Source organism: Arthrobacter sp. CAN_A1, from assembly GCF_015751665.1.
In the GTDB taxonomy this organism is placed as follows: Bacteria; Actinomycetota; Actinomycetes; order Actinomycetales; family Micrococcaceae; genus Arthrobacter_D.
The window spans coordinates 1-21845 of sequence record NZ_JADOUR010000009.1; the positions used below are offsets into that span (position 1 = coordinate 1).

A 21845-nucleotide genomic window follows, 5' to 3' on the forward strand; every position below is an offset into this window, starting at 1 on the left:
TCAGACTCTCCCGCAGACTCCCCGGAGTCGCCCGACACGAAACGTCCAGCCTTCGCCGTGTGGGTCCGGCGCCTTTACACCGCACCGGCCAGCGGAGAACTCGTCGCCATGGACTCGAAGGCAAGGCTTTTCACTACAGCGCAACGCCGGTTCATTACCGCCCGGGATGACACGTGCCGCACCCCGTACTGTGACGCACCCATCCGCCACATCGATCACATTGTCGCGTGGCATCGTGGCGGGAGTACATCGATGTCGAATGGGGCTGGGCTCTGCGAAGCGTGCAACCACACCAAAGAAACACCCGGCTGGACAGCACAACCACACCCAGCACCAGATCCGGGCCCAGGCTCAGGCTCAGGCTCCGGAATAGGGTCCAGACACACCTTCCGGATTACCACCCCCACCGGCCACACCTACGACTCCACCGCCCCACCTTTACCCGGTATCGGAACCAACCAACGAGAAGGGATTGTCCGACCGGGGGCAAGGCGCGCCGTCGGACTCTCTATCGAAGCTCACCCTGACCGTGCACGGTCTTTTCCCTCCAAGTAGTCTTAGCAGTCACTTGCAAAGTCTGGAGAGGAGCCGGAGATGACCGAGACGACCGCCGACGAGGTGCTGGCCGAATTGGCTTCACTTGACGACCCCCAGTTCAGGAAAGTGAACGCGAAACACGGGGACGATCACGGAGTGAATCTCGGTAAGCTGCGCGCCATCGCCAAGCGCTTGAAGACACAACACGATCTTGCACGCAGCCTCTGGGCAACTGGCGACACCGCGGCTCGGCTGGTCGCACTGCTGATCTGTCGCCCGAAGGCTTTCGGGCGTGACGAGTTGGACTCGATGCTCCGTGACGCCCGCGCACCCAAGGTGCACGACTGGCTGGTCAACTATGTGGTGAAGAAGAACCCTCATGCCGAGGAACTACGGAACTCATGGTCAGCCGATCCAGATCCTGTGGTGGCAAGTGCGGGTTGGGCGCTAACGTCCGAACGCGTGACCAAAAGCCCTGACACGCTCAACCTTTCAGGACTGCTCGATGTCATTGAGGCGCAGATGAAGGACGCGCCCGGTCGCCTCCAATGGGCGATGAACCATTGCCTGGCCATGATCGGGATCGAGCATGCCGAGCATCGCCCTCGTGCTCTTGAGATTGGTGAGCACCTTGAAGTGTTGAAGGACTATCCCACTCCCCCGAACTGCACGTCGCCGTATGCGCCCATCTGGATCAACGAGATGGTATCCCGACAGCCAGCCAGCTAAACGAAAGGCCCCCGAACGCGTCAGCGTGCGGGGGCCTATCACTTTGACATTAGAAGAACTAGAAGTCCCAGTCGTCATCCTCGGTATTGACTGCCTTACCGATGACGTAGGACGAACCCGATCCTGAGAAAAAGTCGTGGTTCTCATCAGCATTCGGTGACAGTGCCGACAGGATCGCTGGGTTCACGTCGGTGACCGACGCCGGGAACATGGCCTCGTAGCCGAGGTTCATCAGCGCCTTGTTGGCGTTGTAGTGCAGGAACTTCTTGACGTCCTCGGCCAGGCCGACGGAGTCATAAAGATCGTGGGTGTACTGAACTTCGTTCTCGTACAGCTCAAACAACAGCTCGAACGTGTAGTCCTTGATCTCCTGCTGACGCTCGGCAGATTCCTTCTCAAGGCCCTTCTGGAACTTGTAGCCGATGTAGTAGCCGTGAACAGCTTCATCGCGGATGATCAGACGGATCAGGTCAGCCGTGTTGGTCAGCTTCGCCCGCGATGACCAGTACATCGGCAGGTAGAAGCCCGAGTAGAAGAGGAAGCTCTCCAGCAGCGTCGACGCCACCTTGCGCTTGAGGGGATCGTCACCGCGGTAGTAGTTCATGACAATCTCAGCCTTGCGCTGCAGATTCTGATTCTCGGTCGACCAGCGGAACGCTTCGTCGATCTCTTTGGTGGACGCCAACGTGGAGAAGATCGATGAATAGCTCTTGGCGTGCACCGACTCCATGAACGCGATGTTCGTGTACACGGCCTCTTCATGAGGAGTGATCGCATCGGGAATCAGGCTGACAGCGCCAACGGTGCCCTGAATCGTGTCCAGCAGGGTCAGACCGGTGAACACACGCATGGTGAGCTGCTGCTCGTCAGGAGTCAGCGTCGCCCACGACTGAACATCATTCGACAGCGGCACCTTCTCCGGCAGCCAGAAGTTGTTGACCAGGCGGTTCCAGACATCCACGTCCTTGTCGTCCTGGATGCGGTTCCAGTTGATTGCCTCAACGTGGCTAAGCAGCTTGACCTTCTCGGTCATGTCATCCCCTAAATGGTGGGTTAGTTCTTAGTTAAAGCGTACGACGACGGGCGGAGACCCGCCGTCGTACCGGTAGTTCAGAAGCGGCTGGTTACAGCATGCAGCTGACACAGCCCTCAACCTCGGTCCCTTCCAGCGCGAGCTGGCGGAGACGAATGTAGTAGATGGTCTTGATGCCCTTTTTCCAGGCGTAGATCTGGGCCTTGTTGATGTCACGCGTGGTGGCGGTGTCCTTGAAGAACAGCGTCAGCGACAAGCCCTGGTCCACGTGCTGTGTTGCGGCTGCGTAGGTGTCGATGACCTTCTCGAAACCGAGCTCGTACGCATCCTCGTAGTACTCAAGGTTGTCGTTCGTCAGGTAGGGAGCCGGGTAGTACACGCGGCCCAGCTTGCCTTCCTTACGGATCTCGATCTTCGACGCCACGGGGTGGATCGACGAGGTGGAGTTGTTGATGTAGCTGATCGAACCGGTCGGCGGCACAGCCTGCAGGTTCTGGTTGTAGATGCCGTGCTCCATCACCGAAGCCTTCAGCGCACTCCAGTCCTCCTGGGTAGGAATGTGGATGTTCTTGAACAGCTCGGCAACCTTCTCCGTCTGCGGCACCCACGTCTGGTTGGTGTACTTGTCGAAGAACTCGCCGGAGGCGTACTTGGACTTCTCGAAGCCACCGAAGGTGGTGCCCGTCTGGATGGCCAACAGGTTGGACGCACGTACGGCGTGGTAGACCACCGAGTAGAAGTAGATGTTGGTGAAGTCCAGCCCCTCTTCGGACCCGTAGTGGACCCGCTCACGAGCCAGGTAGCCGTGCAGGTTCATCTGGCCGAGGCCGATAGCGTGGCTCTGGTCGTTACCGCGGGCAATCGATGGGACCGAAACGATGTTGGACATGTCCGACACAGCCGACAGCGACCGGATGGCCGTTTCGATGGTCAGACCGAAGTCCGGCGAGTCCATGGTCTTCGCGATGTTCAGCGAACCCAGGTTGCAGGAGATGTCCTTGCCGGTCTCGTCGTAGGACAGATCATCGTGGTACGTGGTGGGCTGCGAGACCTGGAGGATCTCGGAGCACAGGTTGGACATGATGATCTTGCCGTCAATCGGGTTGGCCCGGTTCACGGTGTCCTCGAACATGATGTACGGGTAGCCGGATTCGAACTGGATCTCCGCAAGGGTCTGGAAGAAGTCGCGGGCCTTGATCTTGGTCTTCTTGATCCGGGCGTCGTCAACCATTTCGTAGTACTTCTCGGTGACCGAGACGTCGGAGAACGGCATGCCGTACACCTTTTCGACGTCGTACGGCGAGAACAGGTACATGTCCTCGTCCTTCTTGGCCAGCTCGAAGGTGATATCCGGGATCACGACGCCGAGTGAGAGGGTCTTGATCCGGATCTTCTCGTCAGCGTTCTCCCGCTTGGTGTCGAGGAAGCGGTAGATGTCCGGGTGGTGCGCGTGCAGGTACACAGCTCCCGCACCCTGGCGGGCGCCCAGCTGGTTGGCGTAGGAGAAGCTGTCCTCAAGAAGCTTCATCACGGGAATAACGCCCGAGGACTGGTTCTCGATCTGCTTGATCGGCGCGCCGACCTCGCGGATGTTGGTCAGCGCGAACGCTACGCCACCGCCGCGCTTGGAGAGCTGCAGCGCCGAGTTGATGGACCGGCCAATGGACTCCATGTTGTCTTCGATACGAAGCAGGAAGCACGAGACCAGCTCGCCACGCTGGCGCTTGCCGGCGTTGAGGAAGGTGGGGGTGGCCGGCTGGAACCGACCCTCGATGATCTCGTCAACCATCTGGAGTGCCAACTGCTGGTCACCGCGGGCCAGGTGGAGTGCCACCATGCAGACGCGGTCCTCATAGCGCTCCAGGAAACGCTTTCCGTCGAAAGTTTTCAGCGTGTAGGAGGTGTAGAACTTGAAGGCGCCGAGGAAGGTCTCAAAACGGAACTTCTTGTTGTAGGCGCGCTTGTAGAGGTCGCGGATGAAGTTCATTGAGTACTGGTCGAGAGTTTCCCGCTCGTAGTACTCGTTCTTCACGAGGTAGTCGAGCTTCTCCTCGAGGTCGTGGAAGAACACCGTGTTGTTGTTGACGTGCTGCAGGAAGTACTGGTGTGCAGCCTCACGGTCGGCCTCGAACTGGATCTCTCCGTTGGGGCCGTAGAGGTTCAGCATGGCGTTGAGCTCGTGATAGCCCATGCCATGGAACCGCTCTAGCTGAGGTGCGGCGGTGCCGCCTGCTCCCGTTGTCTCTGTCTCTGCAACAGTCATATCCAAAACGCTTCCAATCCTTGGGCTACGCGGTCAACGTCCTCGGACGTTCCCATCAGTTCAAATCTGTACAAAACAGGGACACTGCACTTGGCCGCGATGATGTCCGCGGCCAGGCAGTAGGTTTCCCCGAAGTTCGTGTTTCCGGCGCCAATGACGCCCCGGATCAGTGATCTGTTGCCCTCGTCGTTGAGGAACTTGATCACCTGTTTAGGTACTGCACCCCGCCCGGAGATCCCTCCATAGGTGGGGAGGACCAGCACAAATGGCTGGAGTGCCTTGAGCGTTGGATTCCGTGTCAGCAGCGGCATTCGTGCAGATTCGACACCCATCGCCGCGTCCAGCTTCTGCACGAACCGGTGGGTGTTATCCGATGACGACGAGAAGTAGATTAGCCGGGCATTGGTCACTCCGCCCGGCTCGCTCGGAGCCGATGCGGTTGGTGAAGTGTCCACTGCGGTGAGGGTCATGAGGTGAATGCTTCCCGACGACGGCGCGCTGGCCATCTGGTCGACGGAAGATCCGTTTCCACTCAGATCAGGCGACCGAGCTGACCGATGCCTGGCTCAGTTCGGCCAGTTCGTTGATCTTGTCTGGACGGAAACCCGACCAGTGATCTTGCTCGGTGATGACTACTGGCGCCTGCATGTAGCCCAGTGCACGGACACGCTCCAAAGCTGCTGGATCCTGTGAGATATCCACGCTCTGGTAGGTGATGCCCTTCTTGTCCAAAGCCCGGTACGTGGCGTTGCACTGTACGCATGCTGGCTTGGTGTAAACCGTGACGGTCATAGTCCCTCTCCCCTTGTCATTCTTAGCTTGTTATCGACGCATATTCAGGAATTGGAGGGCTTCAAAAAGTGGGCTTTCCGGTGGTGTTCCGGGCTGCTCCGCTTATGCCTACCTTGCCAGCGGTTCGATATATAAATACTACATCTAGTGCAAACCGATGGATGCGACCCCAAGATGATGTATTACAAGTATGTCATTCATCGGCGGATTCGTCCACAGATAATCCACAAGCGAACCACCTGAAAATGCGCGGAAACCGGCCAATCCGTTGGCGTCATCCACACCCCTGTGGAGTACTTGCGCACAGGCAAAATACTTCTGTGTCGCGTGTCCTCGGCGTGTCGCGGTCACATGAGCTCAGCATCTGGGCCATACCCCTTTGCCTCCGGGGCGGGCGTCGATAGCCCTGGGCAGAGACCGTCGCCGTCGTGGTGAACAAGTGCGCAGTACTGGCGGGTCAGGCCACACATAGAGAACGCAAAAGTGCAGTTCTGGTGGGTGCGACCGCGTCGCACCCACCAGACCTGCACACGTCATGACCACACCTCAGGATCAACCAGAGGGACCAGCCAGGTCGGGCGCCGATACCCCAGGGCCGAGGCCGCCGTCAGCGTCGTCGATTGTTGTCGTCGCCTGGTCGATAGCGCCGCCGTCGATTGTCCTCGTCCTGGTCGATAGCGTCGTCGTCAGACCAGAACCGCCCCGGCGTCGTGAACAAGTGCGCAGTACTGGCGGGTCATGCATCACACAGCAAACGCAAAAGCGCAGCTCTGGTGGGGGCGACCGCGTCGCACCCACCAGAGCTGCGCAAAACATTCCAGCTGCTCACGGTTGAGGCAGCCGAAGAAACCTAGCGGAGCGGCTTCTGGGACAGAATCTGATCCACGCCCATGCGTCCGTCGCGGAAGGTCATCATCGCGCCGACCAGGTAGAGACGCCAGACGCGGGTAACTTCCTCGCCCATCATGTCGACCGCTGTGCCCCAGTTGGTGTCGAACCGGTCGTGCCAGGCGTCGATGGTGCGAACGTAGTGCTCCCGCATCGCCTCGACGCCGAGAATCTCGAATCCGGCGTTTTCGATCAGGTTGACCGTGTCACCGACGGCCCTCATATGCATGTCGGGGGCAATGAAGGATTCGATGAACGGTCCGCCCCCTGGATGCTTCCCATGCCGTGACATCTGCTGGATCAGCACCTTGCCGCCCGGCCGCACATTGCGGAACAGGGTGGAGGTGTAGGTTCCGTAGTTCTCTTCCCCCACGTGCTCGCCCATTTCCAGTGAGGCGACGGCGTCGTAGGGACCGTCGCGGACATCGCGGTAGTCCTGCAACCGGATTTCCACCCGGTCCTGCAGCCCGCGCTCCTTGATGCGTTCATCGATAAACGCTTTCTGCTCCCTAGAGATGGTGACACCGGTGACCTTGGCCCCGAAGTGTTCGGCAGCGAACAGGCTGAGCGAGCCCCACCCACAGCCCACATCGAGGAACCGCTGGCCGGGCATCGTGTCCAGGCCCACTTTGCGGCAGACCTGGTCCAACTTGTCCCGCTGGGCGTCTTCGAGACTGTAATCCTGATCGTCGGACAGCCAGTACCCGCAGGAGTACGCCATGTGGTCATCGAGGATCAACTGGTAGAACGCATTGGACAGATCGTAGTGATGGCTGATTGCCTCACGGTCACGGAGCAGACTGTGCAGCCTACCCTTGATTTTCGCCTGCGACGCCGGCGCGGGCAGTGGCGGTCCGAAAACACCCAGCTCCCGTGCCAGCTTCGTCAGCTGCAGCACCAAGGCGGGGGTGAGCTTCGGCATCGATAGACCCCGTGTGGCCACCACACTCCACAGGTGGGTCAGCGCGGCCTCCAGCGAACCGGGCACGTCGATCTCGCCCGTGACGTACGCCTGCGATGCGCCCAATTCCCCTGGGCTCCAGAGCAACCGGCGCAGGGCATTGGCACTGTTGATCTGCACCTCGGGCTGATCGGACGGCCCGGCCGTGCTGCCATCCCAGGCGCGCAGGTGAACCGGAAGGTCGCCACCCACGATGGGTTCAAGGATGCGCGCCAGCTTGCCGGCGATACCCTTATCGATGCTGGCGGCCTGGAGTGTGGATTCTGGGTGAGTCAAAGGGATGCTCCTGATCGTTACGGCCGGCGGTCAAAGATGAGCTGCTGCACATCGAGGTATCCGGACTGGAAACCGGCCCTCGAATAGCACAGGTAGAACTGCCACATCCGCTGGAAGACCTGGTCAAAGCCCAGCGCCGACACCTCATCGGTGTGAGCAAGGAACCGTTCCTCCCAGAGGCGCAGGGTCTGCGCATAGTGGTCCCCCATGGAGAGCCGTTCCCTGACCCGGAGGCTGGTGTAGCGGTCGGTGATGTCCTCAATTGCCCGAACCGACGGGATGAACCCGCCCGGGAAAATGTACTTGTGGATCCACGTGTATGACCGGCGGGTCACCATCATGCGCTCGTGCGGCATGGTGATTGCCTGGATGGCCACCCGGCCGTCAGGTGCCAGTAGCCGGTCAATGGTCTGGAAGTACACCCCCCAGTACTCGTAACCCACAGCCTCGATCATTTCCACCGACACGATGGCGTCGAACTGGCCCTCGACGGCGCGGTAGTCCTTCAGTTCGACGGTGACCTGATCCGACAGTCCGGCGTCGGCGATGCGCTGCTCGGCCAGTTCCTTCTGCTCGCTCGACAGGGTGACCGAGACCACCGTGGCGCCGCGGCGTGCAGCACGGATGGCCAGCTCGCCCCAGCCGGTACCGATCTCCAGCACCCGGGTCCCCACGCCGACGTCGGCCTGGTCCAGCAGACGGTCGACCTTCCGCTGCTGGGCCTCGGGCAGCTCGTCCCACCGGGCATCGAGAAGCTGAGGCCCGTTGGCGTCAAACAATGCGCTCGAGTAGGACATGGTGTCGTCGAGGAACAGCTTGAACAGGTCGTTCGACAGGTCGTAGTGCCGGGCGATGTTGGACCGGGTGTTCACCTTGGTGTTGCGCTCCTTGCGGGGCGGCTTGGGCAGGTACAGTCCACGGAGCTTCTGCAACGGCACCGGCACCAGGTGGGCTGCCTGCGCGGCGAACACCTGCATGACGTCGGTGAGGTCGGACGCGGTCCAGTCCTGTGCCATGTAGGACTCACCGAGACCGATCAGACCGTTGTCACCCAGTCGGGCGAAGAAATCGGCGGGCCGATGGATCCGCATTTCTGGGCGGACTCCGCCCCCGGGTGCGCCCAGGACGGTGCCGTCGTCGTACACCACCCGCAGCTGCAGACGATTGACCGCCGCAGCGAAAATCTTCTCCGCGAGGGCGGCGGCTACCTTGTTCCTCGGACCCGACGGGACGTTGGCGATACCGGGCCAATACTCCGGATCCGCATCAACCTCGGAACGAACAAGGGTACTCATCGAACTGCCTCCTGTGATTCATGGTGTGGGCGGGTGCGGACTGGCAACCGACGCATCCAGAGTTTAACTCCCTGCCACCTGATCTGCGCAGCCGCGCGGAGTGGTGCAACAGGGATTGCGGTGATCATGCGGACAACATTGCGGGTGGTCGCTGGCAGCCGCTGCTGCGCCGCCATCGTTGCAATGAAAGGGGCCTGGCCCTCCCGGTGGAGGGTGATTGCGATCTTGAGGCGCTCGTCCGGTTCGGGGACGCGCATCTCATAATTCCCCGAGACGTCGTTAAACGGCGACACATAGAACGCCTTCTCCGTCTCCGCCCGGCCCGTCTGATCCGGGTCCAGCAGGTAGCAGTGCCGCTCACCATAAGTGTTGTGGACCTCGGCGACGACGGCGGCCAACGACCCGTCGACGCGGTGGCACCAGAACAGGCTGAGCGGGTTGAACACGTGACCGAGCACCCGCCCGCTGGCCAGCATGGTTACCCGGCCGCCGTCGTCGTCGATCCCCTGGGCTGCAAGATAGGCGGCAACATTGGCGCGGATGGAACGCTCCGGATCGCCCAGATGGTCGGCCGCGGAGAACACGGCGAACGGCCTGAGCAGCCGGGGTAGCTGCGGCAGGTCATCGAGGTCGACTAACCAGCTGTAGCTGCGGTAGGTGAACTCGTTGCGCAGTGGCGTCCGGCGCACGTGCCGGATCGTCGTGGGATACAGGGCCGCGGTCATGACGGGGCATCCACCAGCGCGGCGTCGAGGGGCTCGGCGTCCCAGGAGCCGCCCAGCCGCTCCGCCGCGCGCAACCCGGACAGCGCACCATCCTCGTGGAAGCCCCAGCCGTGGTAGGCGCCAGCGAAGGCGACGCGGTCGTCGCTGAGCCCGGCGAGACGACGCTGCGCGGCGAGCGACGACGGCGTGTACTGCGGGTGCTCGTAGGTCATGGTGCGCAGCACGGCGGAAGGCGCAATCTCGTCGCCCTCACCGAGGCTCACCAGGAACCGGTGGTCGGTGCGGCCTTCGAGCCGCTGCAGCCGGGTGAGGTCGTACGTCACCAGCACCCGGTCGGGGCTCGCTTCGCAGGACGGCAGCCGGTAATTCCAGGAGGACCGTGCGGCGTCAGCGCGCGGCAGCACCGATTCGTCGGTGTGGAAGAGTGTGTGGTTGGTGGAATAGGGCATGTTGCCGAGCACCTCGGTCTCCAGAGGCCCGGCATCGCCCAGCATGGCGAGCGCCTGGTGCGGGTGGGTGGCGATGACTGCCGCGTCGAAGGTCTCGGACTGGCCGTCAGCGGTGACGACGACGCCGTCGCCCACCTTGAGCAGCTGGGTTACCGGAGAGCCTAGCCGGACATCGTCGAGGTGCTCAAGCACCCGGCTGACATACTCCCCCGAACCACCCGTGACGGTGCGCCACTGCGGTGAGCCCTTGATGGTGAGCATCCCGTGGTGGGACATGAAGGTGAAGAGGTACCGCGCCGGGTAGGTCAACGCCGTCGCCGGATCACAGGACCAGACGGCGGAGACCACCGGGGTCATGAAGTGCGAGGTGAAGTATTGGCTGAACCGGCCCTTGGCGAGGAACTCGCCCAGGGTCATGCCGTCGTCGGCAGCTGAAGCTCCTGCTGGGCCGTCATACCCGCCGGTTTCCTTCAGCAGCGCGCGGGCGTCGCGTTGGAAGCGCAGCACCTCGACCAGCATCCTGAGGTACTTCCCGCGCCGGAGCACCCCCGGCTGGGCGAAGACCCCGCGCCGCCCCTTGGCCCCCGCATACTCGAGGCCGCAGCCATCGCAACGAACCGACATGGTCATGTCCGAGTCCTGGGTGGGAACACCCAGCTCGGCGAAGAGCCGCAGCAGGGTCGGGTAGGTCCTGTCGTTGTGGACGATGAACCCGGTGTCCACCCCGGAGGTGGTGCCGTCAGCCATGGGCATCTGGTGGGTGTGGGCGTGGCCGCCGGCGCGGTGGTCGGCCTCGTAGAGCGTGACCGCGTGGTGACGGCTGAGCACGTAGGCGGCGGTCAGCCCGGCGACGCCACTGCCGACGACGGCGACCCGGCGCCGGGGACTGGGTTCTCCCCGCCCGGCCCCCAGTGGGTCAGTGTCGTGCTGCTGCTCGGTCATCTGCGCTCCTCCGCGTGGGTTGAGTGACACAGCCGCCCGAGCCGATCTGACTGGGCTAACTCGCCACCACAGGCCTCCTAGAAGGAAAACGCCTGTTGTAAATATAGTTTGGTAAGAGTTCGGAGACGGACGATTCCCGGATTGGTGCAACGGGTCGGGCCAAAAGGCATGATTGAGGCTTCAGCTGACGAAAGGATTGCCGGTGGTCAACCCAGTACATTTGCGCACTCTCCTCGAGGTGATCCGTCTGGGCTCCTTCACCGCTGCGGCGTCCCGGCTGGGGTACACGGCGTCGGCCGTGTCCCAACAGATGTCGGCGCTGGAGCGGGACACCGGAGCCACTCTTTTTGAAAGGTCGGCGCGCAGCGCTGTTCCCACAGAGGCCGCCGTCGTCATGTCACGTCATGCGGCGAAGGTGCTGACTGATATCGACGCGTTGCTGGCGTCCACGGCGCGGGCGGAGGCCGAGTCCACCCAGGAGTTGCGGCTGGGAATCTTCCCCAGCCTCGCGACCTATGCTCTCCCGCGCCTGCTCGGCACCCCTGAATGGCGCAGGCTGGGGATCAGTCTGAAGGTCTATGTGGCGGAACCCGCCCAGACCATCCAGGGGCTGCGTGCCGGCGGTGAACTGGACCTGGCCCTGGTGTTCCAGGTGGGGCAGGGCGGTCTCGCCTGGCCGTCATCGGTCAGCCGTCAGTGGATCGGCGACGATAATTTCCGGGTGGTACTCCCCGCCGCGTGGGGCATCCGCCCGGGCGCCGCAGTCAGCGCCGACCAGCTGTCCGACATGCCGTGGATCATGCACCACCCGGGAACCTCGGACGCCACAGTGATCGAACGACTGTTCGCCAGCTGCAACCTGCACCCCCGGGTGGTGGCGTACTGCGACGACTTCAACGCCAGCCTGGCCATGGCAGCTGCCGGGTTGGGTGCGGCCCTGGTCCCCGACCTGGCCATGACTCACGGCCCGGCCGGGGTGGTGGCCCTTGACGTCCCCGAGATTCGCCTGGCCCGCAGCATCTTCGCCCTCCAGATCAACGACAAGCAGACCACCAGGGTGCAGCTCTTCATGGACCAGCTGGCGGGCATCCTCAAAGCGCGGAGTATCGAACCGATCCGAAGCTAGAGCTGCTCCCGCACCCGTGCGGCGGCACCTACCAGGTTCCGCAGCGACTCGGTGGTCTCGGCGTAGCCGCGGGTCTTCAACCCACAATCGGGATTCACCCACACCTGCCGGGCGGGAACGTGACGGACCGCCTTCTCCACCAATTCGGCCATCTCGTCTTCGGTGGGGATCCGGGGCGAATGAATATCGTACACCCCGGGGCCCACTCCCCGGCCGAAGCCCTGCGCCTGAAGGTCGGTGACCACCTCCATCCGCGAGCGCGCGGCCTCGATCGACGTGACATCGGCGTCCAGTCCATCAATGGCGTCGATGACAGCACCAAATTCCGAGTAGCACAGGTGGGTATGTATTTGGGTTGCCGGTGCGGCGCCCGCCGTCGCCAGCCGGAACGAGTTCACCGACCAGGCGAGGTAGTCGGCCTGCAATGCCCCGCGCAACGGCAGCAGCTCACGAAGGGCTGGTTCGTCGACCTGGATGACACGGATCCCGGCGCTCTCCAGATCAGCCACCTCATCGCGCAGGGCCAGCGCCACCTGGTTGGCTGTCTCGCCCAGCGGTTGATCGTCCCGGACAAAGGACCAGGCCAGGATGGTGACCGGGCCGGTGAGCATTCCCTTGACCGGCTTGTCCGTGAGTGACTGGGCGTACTCGGCCCACAGCACGGTGATGGCCCGCGGACGGCTCACGTCCCCCCAAAGAATCGACGGCCGCGTGCACCGCGACCCGTAGGACTGCACCCACCCGTGTACGGTCACCTCGAATCCGTCGAGATTCTCGGCGAAGTACTGCACCATGTCGTTGCGCTCCGGCTCACCATGCACCAGGACATCGAACCCCAGGTCCTCCTGCAACGCGATGACCCGCGCAATTTCCTCACGCATCAGCAGCGTGTACTGCTCTGCGGTCAGGTCTCCCCGGTGGAAGCGGGCACGGGCAGACCGTACCTCGGCCGTCTGCGGGAACGACCCGATGGTGGTGGTGGGAAGCACCGGCAACCGCAGGGCGGCGTGCTGCGCCGCGACCCGTTCCTCATAGGTGGCGCGGGTGAAGTCAGACGGCGTCAGCGCAGCCAGCCGATCCCGCACCTCGGGGCGGCGCACTCCCGCGGCTGCGGCCCGGGAGGCAAGGATCGCCGAAGCGGCCGACACCTCCTCGTCGATCGATCCAGCGGGTAACCCGTCAACCAACCGGGACAAGGTGACCACCTCGGCCACCTTCTGGTCAGCGAACGCCAGCCAAGACCGCAGCTCGGCATCCAACTGTGGTTCGTCGTCGACGTCGTGGGGCACGTGCTGCAGCGAGGTCGACGTGGCCACCCTCACCCGCGCCGCCGCTCCGCTGAGGGTGGCGAGCGTACCGGCGACGGCCGCCAGATCGGTCTTCCAGATGTTGTGACCGTCCACCACACCCGCCACCAGGGTGGTGGTGCCCAGGGCGGCAAGGTCGGCCGCGGAGGGCAGGTCGCCCTTGAACAGGTCAAGATGGAGGGCGTCCAGCCCGGTGGCCGCCAGTACCGGCAGCAACTCACCGAGTGAGCCGTACTGGGTGGTGACCAGCACGGCCGGCCGCTCGGTGGCCGCCGTGAGGAACCGGTAGGCGGTGTCCACTGCACCGGCGACGTCGGCGGCGGGGACCGTCTGGTCCACCACGAGGGCCGGTTCTTCAAGCTGGACCCACTCAGCGCCGGCCGCCGCCAGCCGGCCCAGGAGGTCGGCGTAGAGCGGCAGCAGGTCATCGAGGCGGCCGAGCGGGTTGAACCCGGCGGGTGCCTCGTCGGCTGCCTTGCTCAGCAACAGGAAGGTGACCGGGCCGATCAGGGTCGGCCGAACCGTGATGCCCTGCTCCGCGGCTTCGGTCACCTGGCGGAGCGTCCAGTCATTGGCGAGCGTGAACGGCGTGTCCGGGCCGATTTCGGGAACGAGGTAGTGGTAGTTGGTGTCAAACCACTTGGTCATCTCCAGTGGCTGACGCCCGGTGTCGCCGCGGGCAAGGGTGAAATAGGCGTCCAGGCCCAGCCGGCCGCCGTCGTACAGGTCCTGGAACCGGGCGGGCACGGCGCCGAAGGTGACAGCGGTGTCGAGTACCTGGTCGTAAAGGGAAAATGAGGCGGGAATCGCCGAGGTGGTGCCCCCCAGGCCGAGCGCGGTGAGCCGGGTGTAGCTGGCCAGGCGGAGTTCGCGGGTGGTCCGCTCTAGATCGGCGGCGGTGCTGGTGCCAGCCCAGTAGGACTCGACAGCCTTCTTCAGTTCGCGGCGTGGCCCAATGCGGGGGTAGCCGATGATAGTGGCGGCGGGGAATTCACTGCTCATGGTGGTGGGTCCTTCGAAAGTGGGAATGGATCAGGCGGATTGGCTGAGGCCAACCGCTGGCGGGCGGCTGAGCTCCAGCCGGTCCAGGACGTCCAGTGCTGCCGCGTGTTCGTTGAAGGTGTAGATGTGGATGCCGGGGGCGCCGTCGTCCAGCGCCGCGTGGGCCAGATCAACGGTGGCCCGCACGCCGATGCGCCGGCGGCCGGCGTCGTCGTCGGCATTCTTGAGGCGATCCATCAGGGGCGCGTCAATCTCGACGCCGGCGAGCTCGCTCAGGCGCTCCAGCCGACGCACACTGGTGAAGGGGATGACGCCGGGAATGATGGGGATCGCCACTCCGGCCCGGCGCGCGGTCCGCAGGAGCCTGCTGTACTGCTCGGGAGCGAAATAGACCTGAGTGATGGCAAAATCGGCGCCGGCCGCCTGCTTCGCGAGGAGGACCTCGATGTCATGCTCGAGGCTCGGCGATTCAGGATGCTTGGTGGAGTAGGCGGCCACCCCCACCGCTACCTTGCCCGCGCATAGATGTGCTGTCCTGAGCCGTTCAACCCGACGGATCAGCTCCACCAGCTCGTTGGCATGGTGCAGTTCGCCCTCGGGGAGCGTGCTGTCGCGGGGTTGGTCTCCCCGCAGGGCGAGGATGCCTCGCACGCCGCTGGAGATCAGTTCGTCGACCAGTTCCATGAGGTAGTCCCGCGAATTCCCGACGCAGGTCAGGTGCGCGAGGGGTTTGAGGGACGTTTCGTTGAGCAGTCGTTTGAGGAGCCCGACGGCGGTGTCACGGTTGGACCCCGAGGCTCCGTAGGTGACCGAAACGAAGTCAGGGCGGGTGTCTTCAAGAGCGCGGATGGTCCGCCACAGGCTATCTTCAGCCTGGGTGGAACGGGGCGGGAAGAGCTCGTAGGACAGCGCCGGGTAGCTGGGTGGAGGCGGAAGAGGCAGAGACATTTGTGTCCAGTCGTTAGGTCGCCGCCGAGGCGTGATGGCTCCGGCAGGTGAAATAAGCAGAAGGAACGCAGATCCGAATCCCGGCATAGCGCGGCCGCGCTACCCTGGAACTCCTGCGAACAAATGTCAGGCCCACATGGGGGCACCCACACTCTCCGCTGGAGAGTCGCTGACCCGTTACTGAAGTAACTTGGTCGCTACGCTACGCCGTCGGTCAAGTGGGATCAAGTGTCCGGTGCGCAAAGTGCCCTTACACTGGGACAATAGCAAGCATGCTGAAAAAACCGTCCGGCGCACGCCTGCTCAACCGTGTGGGAGGAATCCTTCGTCATGAACGGTTGCTGCTTGCGCTCAAGGCGTCAGTAGCTGCGTCCATCGCCTGGGTGGTGGCACTCCAGATTCCGGGTGTGGCTTCCGAGTACCCCTACTACGCACCGTTAGGCGCCGTCGCGTGCATGTATCCCACGATTGCTGGCTCCGCCCGACAGGGTATCCAGACCCTTGCCGGGCTCGCGATCGGCCTCATGCTCGCCTTCCCGGTCATTTTTCTTACCGGCCGATCGATTATCTCGGTGGCGTTAGTGGTGGGTCTCGGTGTCCTGGTAGCAGGACTCCCCCGGCTGGGGGCCGGGCGTGAATGGATCCCCATTGCTGCCCTGTTCGTCTTGCTGCTGGGCGGCGACGATCCCGATGGCTACTCCTACGGCTATATGGTCCAGATGCTGGTTGGCGTGACCGTGGGCCTGGGAGTCAACATGCTGATTTTCCCGCCCCTGCACCTGACCGGAGTGGTGAAGGGGCTCGACAGTCTCAGGTCAGCCCTCGCGCTGCAGTTACGGGACATGGCCTCCGCAATCCGAGAGGAATGGCCACCACGACACGAAGACTGGGCCGGCCGGCAGAACCAACTCACTCAGTTCAGCCGGGAGGTCCGCACTGCAGTCCACCTCGCGGACTCGAGCCGGCACGGCAACATACGCCAGCGCCGGCATAAGCGAGATTTAGGGGTGGACTTTCACTCGCTTCATTCAATGGAGCGCATTACCTTCTACGTGGAGGATATGACAGAGCTGCTCGCCAGCGCCATCTGGCACTCACCCGACAGCACCCCGATGCCGCAGTCCCTGGGCCTTCCACTTGCTGAAGCGACAGCGCTGGCAGCCGATGCGGTGGAGGCCTGGGATGCGAAGTCGGAGCTGCTGCAGCAGGCGGAAGCCGCAGTCGAACGACTAATGACAGCGGTCAACCGTTCAGGATCAGATGATCGGATTGGGGCGACGGCCTCCCTGTGCATGGGACTTCGCCGGATCCTGTTGACGGTCCGTGGGGACGGGGAGGGTAAGAACCCTACCCTGCCGGGTTCTGAAACGAATGATCAATAATCCCCAGGTCGGCAAGCTGCGCTGACATTTCGGCGCCGTCCGGCGCATAGACCCACGGCACGTTTGGTGTGCGCGAGGACGGCTTGACTTTCGACCGGCCGCCAGCCAGCACTGCCTCACCCATGGTCAGTTGCCGGATGGCGATAGCACGTACGTTCTGCGGGTACTGCTCAGCGAAGTCCGCGTAGATCTCTTCGTCGTGTTGCCCGTTGTCACCGATGAGCAGCCACTTGATGTCGGGGAACTCATCGGCGAGCCGCTTCAGCGAGGATCGTTTGTGCTCCGGCCCGCTCCGGAACCATCGGTCCGGGGTGGGTCCCCAGTCGGTCAGCAGTTTCGGGCCGGCCGGGTAGAGGTTCCGGGAGAGGAACCTGGTCAGTGCCGGGGCCACATTCCAGGCACCGGTTGAGAGGTAGAGCACCGGGGCGCCGGGCGACTGCTGGGTAATCCGCTCCAGCAGCACCGCCATGCCGGGGGTGGCCGCGCGAGCGTGCTCGTCAAGGACGAAAGTGTTCCAGGCCGCGAGGAAGGGCCGGGGCAGCGCTGTGACCATCACCGTGTCGTCAATATCCGACACGACGCCGAAGGTGATGCCCGCCTCAACGACCCGCACCGGCGACTCGACCACCATGCCATCGGCCGACCGGAGAGTAATGGTGTGCCACCCCGGCGTCAGGTGGGCGTCGATCCGCGCATCGACAATGCCGCCGCGATCGGCGGTGACGTGGTGCGTTTCGCCGTCAACCTCTACAGTGACCTTCGCATAACGCACCGGGGCGCTAGTGAAGTTGCGCCAGCCGCGGATACCTTCCTTGATGGTCTTGAGCACTTCGCCGCCCTTGATGGGGGCCATCTCTTCCGGATCAGCGAGCACCACCCGCGCGAGCACGCGGATCCATGTACCCGACCCGTAGCCGGTGTAGGGGATGATCGTCTCCACATGGCCGCGCTTCATGGCGACGTTGGTCTGGACTGAGTGCCAGGCGTCGTCAATACGCATCCCCAGGTGGGTGCGTTCCTTGACTCCGTGGTGATCCGACTCGGGGTGGTTTGATTCGATGCTCGATGACATGGGACCAGTCTTTCACGCCAACAGCCCCGGGATGGTTCAGTAGGGTGGAGGCATGATCGAGACGTGGTGGACCAGATTCCTCGACGGATTCGCCCAGGCCGCACCCCCGGACATCACCCTCATCGAGTTGGCCATCGTGGTGCTCACCGCTGCGGCACTCTCACTCCCCCGTTCGACCTGGCGGTATTTCGGCCTGATCACCACCATCGTGCACGAACTGGGGCACGCCTTCGCGGCACTCATGACGGGCCGGGTGTTGAAGGGCATCACCTTGACCATGGATCATGCGGGGACGACGACGACGATCGGACGGCCGGGGTGGCGGTCCGCGTGGTCTGGATTCTGGGGGTACCCCACTCCTGCCGTCTTCGGGGCAACCCTGGCGTGGGCCGGAATCAACGGGTGGGGAACGGCGGCGCTCTCGGTGGGGGCGCTGATCCTGCTGGCCGCACTCCTGTTCATCCGTAACGGCGCGGGGCTGCTCATCCTGGTGGTCACCCTTGGCGTCTCGGTCCTCCTAGTGGTGGCGTTGCCGGCGCAGTTCACCGGCCATGTTGTGGTGGCGCTTGGCCTGGCACTGCTGGTCGGCTCGGTCAGGGACCTGGGCAAGGTCATCTCGGTGCATTTGCGGCGCCGTCAGGAACTGGACTCGTCGGACGCCTACCTGCTGTACCGCAGCACCGGTGTCCCTTCTCCCGTCTGGCTGGTGCTCTTCGCCCTGGCTATTGCCGGGGCGATGGTGTGGGCGTGGGGGGCGCTCTCTGCTTCACCGCAATTTTTACGCTGGATCGAGTGAAGTATGCGTTTTCCGGCCGAATTAGGGCTACCGTAGGGATGCCACACTGATCGTGGCGCGAACGCGAGACGCGTTCTTCTAAAAATTCGGGAGCATCTTGATGGTATCTCAGCGGGTGAAATCTGTACTCAGTGCTTTTCCGCGCGGTTCGCGACTCCCGGATCCTGCCTGGAATTTCCGCCACCGGCTCATTGTGCTCTTTGCCGTGATCTCGTCGGCGTTTGTAACGGTCTTTTCCCTCACCCAGCATGCCCCCTTCTGGGTGGCGTTGGCGCAGGGCGCCGCCCCCGCCGCCGTGGCACTCGTGGCGTGGAAAGCCCCCGTAGGGAGGCGTTTCAGCGCGTCCTTGAGTTCGGCCTCCCTGATGGTGATCGCCGCCATGGTGGTGCAGATCAGCGGCACTATCGAAGCCCATTTCCTGTTCTTCATCCTGGTCCCCGTGGTTGCGCTGTATGAGGACTGGGCCCCGCTGGCCACTGCCTCGTTCCTGGTGCTGGGTCATCACGCGTTGCTGGGCGTCAGTATGCCGACCACTGTCTACAACCATGGCGCAGCGTACGATCAACCGCTCATCTGGTCCCTGATCCATAGCGCCCTGTTTCTGGCGATGTGTGCGACGAGCATCGTCCATTGGACCATCCATGAGCGGGCCCGCGGTGAGGAAAATACGCTGCTCGACCGGCTGGCATCCCAGGCTCTCCACGACCCCCTGACGGGCCTTGCCAATCGGACCCTGTTGCACGACCGCCTGGCGCAAGCCCTCAGCCTCAGCCAGCGGACCAGCACGCCTGTCATGGTGCTCGCCGTCGATATTGACGGCTTTAAACCGGTCAACGATTCATATGGCCACGCTGCCGGCGATACCCTTCTCGTCGAGCTGGCGCGTCGCCTCGAGTCCTGTATCAGGGCCGGTGACACCGCCGCCCGCAACGGCGGCGACGAGTTCACCCTGCTGCTTCCCGGGACGGGTAGCGATGAGGGCGCGGTGATGGCTCAGCGCATCCTCGCCGCCGTGAGTCCACCGGTTGAGTTGCTCGGAATTCGCCTGCAAATGAGCGTCAGCATCGGGATCGCCGTCAGCACTCCTAACATCCCGGGCGAGGTGCTTCTCCAGGATGCCGACCAGGCGATGTACGCGGCGAAGCACAATGGCCGGGGCGGGTTCGTCATCTTCGACAAGACCCTCGCCGCCGGAGCGCTGGGTACCCTGGTTGTCCACACGGACCACGCGCGCTCCTGGGCCGCCTACACCCAGTCCCTGCGCTCGGAGATCGCCTCGGCCAAGGAACTGGGTCAGCTTCCTGAGCAGACCCGCGGCCCGGAAACGGCACGGCGCACCCTCGAATCAATCATCGCGGCCATCGAACTGCTGCCGCAGGGCCAACAAATGGCCGGGCTGCCGCTTCCAGAGCGAAATGCATTGGAGGAGTTTGTGTTCCATCACGACCTGGTGCAGCACTGGGCCGACACGCTCCGGGCCAAGGCAACGATCCAGGCCGAACGCACGCCCGAAGCCGACCTCTTCTGGCGGGCACTTCGTCAGACGGCACTCAAAGACGAAGCCGACCCGGTCGCTTACACTGACACTGACAGCATCCGGGCCGGCCTCTCACCCAGCTAAGGCTATTTCGCCGTCACCGTGACGACTGGCTTGACCGGCGGCTTCGAGGCATTGACCTGCAGGCCGATGGTCGCCGTCTGACCCTTTCGCAAACTCTTGGTCCAGTCGGAGCCGACACAGGTGACGGACTTCTTCGTCACCGAGGTGCACTTCATGCCCCAGGAGTTGGCAATGCTGATGACATGGGGATCGGTAAACGTTACTGACCAGGTACTGACGTCACGCGCCGCCTTGACCGCGATATTCGCAACGTAGCCGCCGTTCCAGGAGCTCTGCAACGACCATTGGGCGGTGACCGCTGTTGATCCCGTCCCCGGCACCGGAACGGGCTTCGGTGGGGGCGCCGATGTTGGTGTAGGCGTAGGGATTGGTGCCGGTTTGGTAGTGGGGGCGGGCGTCCTGGTGGGGACTGGAGGCGCCGGGGTGGTGGGCGCGGGCAGTGATACCGGCCGCAGAATCGGCTTCAGGGCCGTGAGCTTGGCGGTTTCCGGGGTGCGCCAGTCGGATTTCAGTAATCCGCCAGTGTCGGAGCTGTTGGGATTGAAGGACCAGTAGGCGAAACTGGTGCCATTCGTCGCCAGGTAGCTGACAAGTTTGCTCATCCATTGCTTATCCGAAGTAGTTTCGAGTTTCGAACCAAATTCTCCGACCAGCACCGGCGCAATTCCCTGCTCGGAAATGTAGCCCCAATTAGCGTCCCAAATACCAACGAGGTTCGCCGGATAATTGGGGGCCGAGAACCATTTCTGGGGATAAACCGACGCCGGGTAATCGTGCGGCGAATACACTACCTGGTTGGGGACAGTCAGTTTCACCGGCTTCTTCGCCACATCGGCGAGCCCACCACCCCACCAGGTCCAGGAATCATTGCCCTGGGCTTCGACGCCCTCAACAATGATCAGCAGCTTGGGATTGACCGTCTGGACGGCCTTGCCTGCGCGGGTAGCTGCGGCGTGCCAGTCATGGGCAGGGTTGGTCCCGCCCCACCGGGCCGCCCCGTGGGGCTCGTTGTGGAGGTCGAAGCCGATCACTGTTGGCTCGTTTCTGTACCGGGCGGCAAGCTTTTTCCAGTCGGCGATCCACGTCGCTTCGCTGTACTGGGGGGTGTACCACAGCTCCGACTGGCTAGCGGAGGAGGGCCGGTGACGGTCCAGGATGATGTTCAGGCCAAGCGCCCTGGACTTGGCAATAAACAGGTCCATGACCTGCTGCGGGCTCTTGTTCACCAGCTCAGGGTTGGCGTAAAAGTTGGTGTCCGTGCTGACCTTGCCCGAGGTGATGCACTGGTTGGAGTACGGCAGGCGGATGGTGTTGAAACCCATCGACTTGATCTGTTTGAGTCCGTCGTCCAGTTTGATGGTCCACAGCCCATGCGGTACGCAGTCGGGTGTTTCGAGCCCAAACCAGTTGGCTGCCCTGATGACATAGGGCTGGTTGGCTGCGTCTCGAATGGTGCCGCCCTGCGTGTGCAGCCACCCCGAGCCTTGAGGCGAGACGGTGGCGGCGCGCACCTCAGTGAGCTCTGTTGGTGGCGTAGTAGGTGCCAATACCCCGCACCCGGCTACCGCGAGTAGCACCACCACTGTGGGGACGATTGCCGTCATGAGACGTTTCAGGGGTCCCGCGGTCCTTGCAGCCTGCTCCACCATATGATTCAAGTCCTTCTACGTCAGAACAACTGCTCCCCAATAATCCAAGATG

The 21845-nt window shown here is 63.2% G+C and carries 18 protein-coding genes; 6 read left to right on the forward strand and 12 right to left on the reverse strand.

From position 1 onward, the window contains the following. On the forward strand, nt 1–555 hold a 555-nt coding region (locus tag IWX62_RS11155), incomplete at its 5' end, for an HNH endonuclease (RefSeq protein WP_196841498.1). Nucleotides 556–594: 39 nt separating this feature from the next. Then, complete coding sequence (locus IWX62_RS11160; protein ID WP_196841499.1) at nt 595–1266, forward strand: DNA alkylation repair protein; 672 nt, start codon at nt 595–597, stop codon at nt 1264–1266. A gap of 58 nt (nt 1267–1324) precedes the next feature. Here the strand turns inward: IWX62_RS11160 and nrdF are convergent, their stop codons facing one another. From nrdF to IWX62_RS11200, 8 genes are all read right to left on the reverse strand, one after another. Beyond that, nucleotides 1325–2299: a class 1b ribonucleoside-diphosphate reductase subunit beta gene (nrdF, locus tag IWX62_RS11165; RefSeq protein WP_196841500.1), complete on the reverse strand. Its 975-nt coding sequence runs from the start codon at nt 2297–2299 to the stop codon at nt 1325–1327. 91 nt (nt 2300–2390) lie between these two features. Beyond that, nucleotides 2391–4490 carry a class 1b ribonucleoside-diphosphate reductase subunit alpha gene (nrdE, locus tag IWX62_RS11170; protein ID WP_196841592.1) on the reverse strand — a complete coding sequence of 700 codons (2100 nt, stop codon included), beginning with the start codon at nt 4488–4490 and terminating at the stop codon, nt 2391–2393. A gap of 68 nt (nt 4491–4558) precedes the next feature. Beyond that, nucleotides 4559–5032, reverse strand: a complete 474-nt coding sequence (gene nrdI / locus IWX62_RS11175; RefSeq protein WP_196841501.1) for a class Ib ribonucleoside-diphosphate reductase assembly flavoprotein NrdI — start codon at nt 5030–5032, stop codon at nt 4559–4561. 67 nt (nt 5033–5099) lie between these two features. Next, a complete protein-coding gene (nrdH, locus tag IWX62_RS11180) occupies nt 5100–5354 on the reverse strand; it encodes a glutaredoxin-like protein NrdH (protein WP_171586996.1) in 255 nt (84 codons plus the stop codon). An 850-nt stretch (nt 5355–6204) separates the two neighbouring features. After that, nucleotides 6205–7479 carry a cyclopropane-fatty-acyl-phospholipid synthase family protein gene (locus tag IWX62_RS11185; RefSeq protein WP_333483376.1) on the reverse strand — a complete coding sequence of 425 codons (1275 nt, stop codon included), beginning with the start codon at nt 7477–7479 and terminating at the stop codon, nt 6205–6207. A 17-nt stretch (nt 7480–7496) separates the two neighbouring features. Next, nucleotides 7497–8774: a class I SAM-dependent methyltransferase gene (locus tag IWX62_RS11190; protein ID WP_196841502.1), complete on the reverse strand. Its 1278-nt coding sequence runs from the start codon at nt 8772–8774 to the stop codon at nt 7497–7499. After that, entirely contained in the window at nt 8771–9499 is a 729-nt protein-coding gene (locus IWX62_RS11195) for a DUF1365 domain-containing protein (protein ID WP_196841503.1), read from the reverse strand. The genes IWX62_RS11190 and IWX62_RS11195 overlap by 4 nt, the downstream gene beginning before the upstream one ends. Then, nucleotides 9496–10890, reverse strand: coding sequence for an NAD(P)/FAD-dependent oxidoreductase (locus IWX62_RS11200; RefSeq protein WP_196841504.1), 1395 nt, complete (start codon nt 10888–10890; stop codon nt 9496–9498). Before IWX62_RS11200 ends, IWX62_RS11195 begins: the two co-directional genes overlap by 4 nt. A gap of 202 nt (nt 10891–11092) precedes the next feature. On the opposite strand from IWX62_RS11200, the gene IWX62_RS11205 reads away from it, so the two are divergent. Then, nucleotides 11093–12016: a LysR family transcriptional regulator gene (locus tag IWX62_RS11205; protein WP_196841505.1), complete on the forward strand. Its 924-nt coding sequence runs from the start codon at nt 11093–11095 to the stop codon at nt 12014–12016. Here IWX62_RS11205 and metE read toward each other — a convergent pair. Both metE and IWX62_RS11215 read right to left on the reverse strand, forming a co-directional pair. Then, a complete protein-coding gene (metE, locus tag IWX62_RS11210) occupies nt 12013–14325 on the reverse strand; it encodes a 5-methyltetrahydropteroyltriglutamate--homocysteine S-methyltransferase (RefSeq protein WP_196841506.1) in 2313 nt (770 codons plus the stop codon). The genes IWX62_RS11205 and metE overlap by 4 nt on opposite strands. 30 nt (nt 14326–14355) lie before the next feature. Further along, nucleotides 14356–15273, reverse strand: coding sequence for a methylenetetrahydrofolate reductase (locus tag IWX62_RS11215; protein WP_196841507.1), 918 nt, complete (start codon nt 15271–15273; stop codon nt 14356–14358). Nucleotides 15274–15545: 272 nt separating this feature from the next. On the opposite strand from IWX62_RS11215, the gene IWX62_RS11220 reads away from it, so the two are divergent. Next, nucleotides 15546–16655 (forward strand): FUSC family protein, encoded by a 1110-nt coding sequence (locus IWX62_RS11220; protein WP_196841508.1) that lies wholly within the window; start codon nt 15546–15548, stop codon nt 16653–16655. Here IWX62_RS11220 and IWX62_RS11225 read toward each other — a convergent pair. Then, nucleotides 16621–17727, reverse strand: coding sequence for an App1 family protein (locus IWX62_RS11225; RefSeq protein WP_196841509.1), 1107 nt, complete (start codon nt 17725–17727; stop codon nt 16621–16623). The two genes, IWX62_RS11220 and IWX62_RS11225, sit on opposite strands and share 35 nt — an antisense overlap. A gap of 52 nt (nt 17728–17779) precedes the next feature. Between IWX62_RS11225 and IWX62_RS11230 the strand changes: the two genes are divergently transcribed. Both IWX62_RS11230 and IWX62_RS11235 read left to right on the forward strand, forming a co-directional pair. Then, a complete protein-coding gene (locus IWX62_RS11230) occupies nt 17780–18523 on the forward strand; it encodes a M50 family metallopeptidase (RefSeq protein WP_196841510.1) in 744 nt (247 codons plus the stop codon). A 115-nt stretch (nt 18524–18638) separates the two neighbouring features. After that, nucleotides 18639–20144, forward strand: coding sequence for a diguanylate cyclase domain-containing protein (locus tag IWX62_RS11235; protein ID WP_196841511.1), 1506 nt, complete (start codon nt 18639–18641; stop codon nt 20142–20144). A gap of 2 nt (nt 20145–20146) precedes the next feature. Here IWX62_RS11235 and IWX62_RS11240 read toward each other — a convergent pair whose 3' ends face one another. After that, nucleotides 20147–21748 (reverse strand): cellulase family glycosylhydrolase, encoded by a 1602-nt coding sequence (locus IWX62_RS11240; RefSeq protein WP_333483377.1) that lies wholly within the window; start codon nt 21746–21748, stop codon nt 20147–20149. Nucleotides 21749–21845 lie beyond the last annotated feature (97 nt).